The organism is Flavobacterium bomense (genome assembly GCF_003970355.1).
The window spans coordinates 1-5,437 of the sequence record NZ_RYDJ01000030.1 but is presented as its reverse complement, the minus strand read 5'-3'; the positions used below and the strand labels follow the sequence as shown (position 1 = coordinate 5,437).

At 46.9% G+C, this 5,437-nt stretch carries 2 tRNA genes and 2 rRNA genes; all 4 read right to left on the bottom strand.

Annotated elements, in window-relative coordinates:
- Positions 1-74 precede the first annotated feature (74 nt).
- Positions 75-2,960, bottom strand: a 23S ribosomal RNA gene (locus tag EKL98_RS15165).
- 188 nt (positions 2,961-3,148) lie between these two features.
- Positions 3,149-3,222, bottom strand: a tRNA-Ala gene (locus tag EKL98_RS15160).
- Between the two features lie 90 nt (positions 3,223-3,312).
- Positions 3,313-3,386: transfer RNA gene (locus EKL98_RS15155), tRNA-Ile, on the bottom strand.
- Positions 3,387-3,580: 194 nt separating this feature from the next.
- A 16S ribosomal RNA gene (locus EKL98_RS15150) occupies positions 3,581-5,094 on the bottom strand.
- The 16S and 23S rRNA genes sit together here with 2 tRNA genes alongside, the layout of an rRNA operon.
- Positions 5,095-5,437: the final 343 nt, after the last annotated feature.

Genomic DNA, 5,437 nt, shown 5'->3' with positions numbered 1-5,437 from the left:
TCTTAACATACTGAGATAAAGAAAATAAAAAGTATTAGAAAGTTTCTTCCTGCCGATTGCTCGGCAGGAAAAGCGTACATAAGCTTACGGGTTATTAGTACTACTCGACTATGACATTACTGCCTTTACATCTATAGCCTATCAACGTAGTCATCTCCTACGACCCTTAAAAGAAATCTCATCTTGTGGTGGGTTTCGCGCTTATATGCTTTCAGCGCTTATCCCTTCCAAACGTAGCTACTCTGCGATGCCACTGGCGTGACAACAGATACACTAGAGGTTTGTCCAATTCGGTCCTCTCGTACTAGAATCAGATCCACTCAAATTTCTTGCGCCCACAGTAGATAGAGACCGAACTGTCTCACGACGTTCTGAACCCAGCTCGCGTGCCACTTTAATGGGCGAACAGCCCAACCCTTGGGACCTTCTCCAGCCCCAGGATGTGACGAGCCGACATCGAGGTGCCAAACCCCCCCGTCGATATGAGCTCTTGGGGGAGATCAGCCTGTTATCCCCGGCGTACCTTTTATCCTTTGAGCGATGGCCCTTCCATGCGGAACCACCGGATCACTATGCTCTACTTTCGTACCTGATCGACCTGTATGTCTCTCAGTCAAGCTCCCTTATGCCATTGCACTCTACGCACGGTTACCAAGCGTACTGAGGGAACCTTTAGAAGCCTCCGTTACTCTTTTGGAGGCGACCACCCCAGTCAAACTACCCACCAAGCAATGTCCCCCGCATAGCGGGGTTAGGCCCTAGATAAACAAAGGGTTGTATTTCAACAATGACTCCACAACGCCTAGCGACGCCACTTCACAGTCTCCAACCTATCCTACACATCATTTATCCAAGGTCAATACTAAGCTATAGTAAAGGTGCACAGGGTCTTTTCGTCCCACTGCGGGTAAGCGGCATCTTCACCGCTACTACAATTTCACCGAGCTCATGGCTGAGACAGTGTCCAGATCGTTACACCATTCGTGCAGGTCGGAACTTACCCGACAAGGAATTTCGCTACCTTAGGACCGTTATAGTTACGGCCGCCGTTTACTGGGGCTTCATTTCAATGCTTCTCCGAAGATAACATCTCCACTTAACCTTCCAGCACCGGGCAGGTGTCAGGCCCTATACTTCATCTTACGATTTTGCAGAGCCCTGTGTTTTTGATAAACAGTCGCCTGGACCTCTTCACTGCGGCCTCGTATTGCTACGAGGCGACCCTTCTCCCGAAGTTACGGGTCTATTTTGCCTAATTCCTTAGCCATGAATCTCTCGAGCACCTTAGGATTCTCTCCTCGACTACCTGTGTCGGTTTGCGGTACGGGTACTTATTACCTGAAGTTTAGAGGTTTTTCTTGGAAGCCCTTAGGCGCACTATCTCTTCAACCGAAGTCTCCGAGTACTATCGTATTTCCCCAAGCCGCGTGGATTTGCCTGCGCAGCTTATAGGTAGGTACTTCAACGAACTATTCCGTCAGTTCGCGGCGCTTTCATCACTCCGTCACCCCATCACAGTAATAACTAGTACGGGAATATTAACCCGTTGTCCATCGACTGTCCCTTTCGGGTTCGCCTTAGGTCCCGACTAACCCACAGCTGATTAGCATAGCTGTGGAAACCTTAGTCTTTCGGTGTGCGGGTTTCTCGCCCGCATTATCGTTACTTATGCCTACATTTTCTTTTCTCACCGGTCCAGCATACCTTACGATACACCTTCTACCCTGTGAGAATGCTCCCCTACCACTTACAATTAATTGTAAATCCATAGCTTCGGTAATACGCTTATGCCCGATTATTATCCATGCTCGTCCGCTCGACTAGTGAGCTGTTACGCACTCTTTAAATGAATGGCTGCTTCCAAGCCAACATCCTAGCTGTCTGGGCAGACAAACCTCGTTCTTTCAACTTAGCGTATATTTGGGGACCTTAGCTGATGGTCTGGGTTCTTTCCCTCTCGGACTTGGACCTTAGCACCCAAGCCCTCACTGTTATGAAACATTATATAGCATTCGGAGTTTGTCAGGAATTGGTAGGCGGTGAAGCCCCCGCATCCAATCAGTAGCTCTACCTCTATATAACTTTAACCATAACGCTGCACCTAAATGCATTTCGGGGAGTACGAGCTATTTCCGAGTTTGATTGGCCTTTCACCCCTACCCACAGGTCATCCGAAGACTTTTCAACGTCAACCGGTTCGGTCCTCCACTATGTGTTACCACAGCTTCAACCTGCCCATGGGTAGATCACACGGTTTCGCGTCTAACACTACTGACTAAAGCGCCCTATTCAGACTCGCTTTCGCTACGGATCCGTGGCTTAACCACTTATCCTTGCCAGCAACGTTAACTCGTAGGCTCATTATGCAAAAGGCACGCCGTCACCCCACGAAAGGGCTCCGACCGCTTGTAAGCGTATGGTTTCAGGATCTATTTCACTCCGTTATTCACGGTTCTTTTCACCTTTCCCTCACGGTACTGGTTCACTATCGGTCTCTCAGGAGTATTTAGCCTTAGCGGATGGTCCCGCCAAATTCAGACAGGATTTCTCGTGTCCCGCCCTACTCAGGATACCACTATCGTTATCTTCTATTACTTATACAGGGCTATCACCTTCTTTGGCCCTACTTTCCAGTAGATTCTAATTCTATCCGCAACAAATATCGTGGTCCTACAACCCCAAAAATGCCGTAACATCTTTGGTTTGGGCTAATCCGCGTTCGCTCGCCACTACTTACGGAATCACTTTTGTTTTCTTCTCCTCCGCCTACTTAGATGTTTCAGTTCAGCGGGTTTGCCCACCTATCGGTGTACTATGTCTTCAACATAGTGGGTTGCCCCATTCGGGTATCTACGGATCATATCGTGTGTGCCAATCCCCGTAGCTTTTCGCAGCTTATCACGCCCTTCATCGCCTCTGAGAGCCAAGGCATCCCCCATACGCCCTTATTTTGCTTATTGTACCAACATTCAATTAAGAATGCCGTTTCTTTCACTTGTCTATAAATAAACAAGCAAAAAATGCTTTCTACTTTTTATTATTTTCTTATCTCAATATGTCAATGAACTTTAAAGTAGTGTTCAGTGTTCAGTTTTTAGTATTCAGTCGAAACTGAGTACTGATCACTGTAAGCTGATCACTCTTTTTGTGGAGAATAACGGAGTCGAACCGTTGACCTCCTGCGTGCAAGGCAGGCGCTCTAGCCAGCTGAGCTAATTCCCCAATCTTTTTTAATTATGAATTGTGAATTACGAATAACGATATATCGCGATTTCTCAACTCTAGAATTTCTTCTTTTTTTAAGTTAAATAGTTGTCTCGGACAGACTCGAACTGTCGACCCCTACATTATCAGTGTAGTACTCTAACCAGCTGAGCTACGAGACACTCTTTATACTTATATCTAAAGCCGAAGGTCTTAAAGTCGAAAGTACTTGACTTTTGACATTGGACTTTACAACTTTACGACTGTAATATTATTTGAACTAACAGCAAGAGTAATATAATGTCAATATTTGTTTCCTTTTCGATATTTAGTCTTCTTTCCCTAGCGTGTATTGCTACTAACACTAAGGCTCTAGAAAGGAGGTGTTCCAGCCGCACCTTCCGGTACGGCTACCTTGTTACGACTTAGCCCTAGTTACCAGTTTTACCCTAGGCAGCTCCTTGCGGTCACCGACTTCAGGCACCCCCAGCTTCCATGGCTTGACGGGCGGTGTGTACAAGGCCCGGGAACGTATTCACCGGATCATGGCTGATATCCGATTACTAGCGATTCCAGCTTCACGGAGTCGAGTTGCAGACTCCGATCCGAACTGAGAACGGTTTTGTAGATTCGCTCCTGGTCACCCAGTGGCTGCTCTCTGTACCGTCCATTGTAGCACGTGTGTAGCCCAAGGCGTAAGGGCCGTGATGATTTGACGTCATCCCCACCTTCCTCGCAGTTTGCACTGGCAGTCTTGTTAGAGTTCCCGACTTCACTCGCTGGCAACTAACAACAGGGGTTGCGCTCGTTATAGGACTTAACCTGACACCTCACGGCACGAGCTGACGACAACCATGCAGCACCTTGTAAATTGTCTTGCGAAAGTTCTGTTTCCAAAACGGTCAATCTACATTTAAGCCTTGGTAAGGTTCCTCGCGTATCATCGAATTAAACCACATGCTCCACCGCTTGTGCGGGCCCCCGTCAATTCCTTTGAGTTTCATTCTTGCGAACGTACTCCCCAGGTGGGATACTTATCACTTTCGCTTAGCCACTGAAATTGCTCCCAACAGCTAGTATCCATCGTTTACGGCGTGGACTACCAGGGTATCTAATCCTGTTCGCTACCCACGCTTTCGTCCATCAGCGTCAATATATTAGTAGTAACCTGCCTTCGCAATTGGTATTCCATGTAATCTCTAAGCATTTCACCGCTACACTACATATTCTAGTTACTTCCTAATAATTCAAGTCAGACAGTATCAATGGCCGTTCCACCGTTGAGCGATGGGCTTTCACCACTGACTTATCTGACCGCCTACGGACCCTTTAAACCCAATGATTCCGGATAACGCTTGGATCCTCCGTATTACCGCGGCTGCTGGCACGGAGTTAGCCGATCCTTATTCTTACGATACCGTCAAGCTGCTACACGTAGCAGGGTTTCTTCTCGTATAAAAGCAGTTTACAATCCATAGGACCGTCATCCTGCACGCGGCATGGCTGGATCAGGCTTGCGCCCATTGTCCAATATTCCTCACTGCTGCCTCCCGTAGGAGTCTGGTCCGTGTCTCAGTACCAGTGTGGGGGATCTCCCTCTCAGGACCCCTACCCATCGTTGCCTTGGTATGCCGTTACCATACCAACTAGCTAATGGGACGCATGCTCATCTTTCACCGTTGTGACTTTAATAGTTCCTTGATGCCAAGGTACTATACTATGAGGTATTAATCCAAATTTCTCTGGGCTATCCCTCTGTGAAAGGTAGATTGCATACGCGTTACGCACCCGTGCGCCGGTCTCTGTCTCCGAAGAAACATACCCCTCGACTTGCATGTGTTAAGCCTGCCGCTAGCGTTCATCCTGAGCCAGGATCAAACTCTTCATCGTATATTTGTGAGTTCAGATAAATCTGTTCTCTTTGTTTATGCGACTAAATTCTAGTGGTTTTTTCAAATCTCTCAATTCTATTACTCTTATTCTTTTGTCTTGTCTTTTGGACAAGACGGCTGTCAATTCAATATGTCTAGGAACGTGTTCTTTTATTTCTATCACCTCTATCAACACTTGTTATAGCGTTTCTCGAAGCGGGTGCAAAAGTACAACTTTCTTTTTAACTAACAAGAAAAATGTGAAGTTTTTTTTGAGATAATTTCCTTATCCCTTTCTTCTGCTTTTCTTATCAATCTGTCAAGGAACATTGCGCGTTTTGCGGGGTGCAAAGGTAACATCC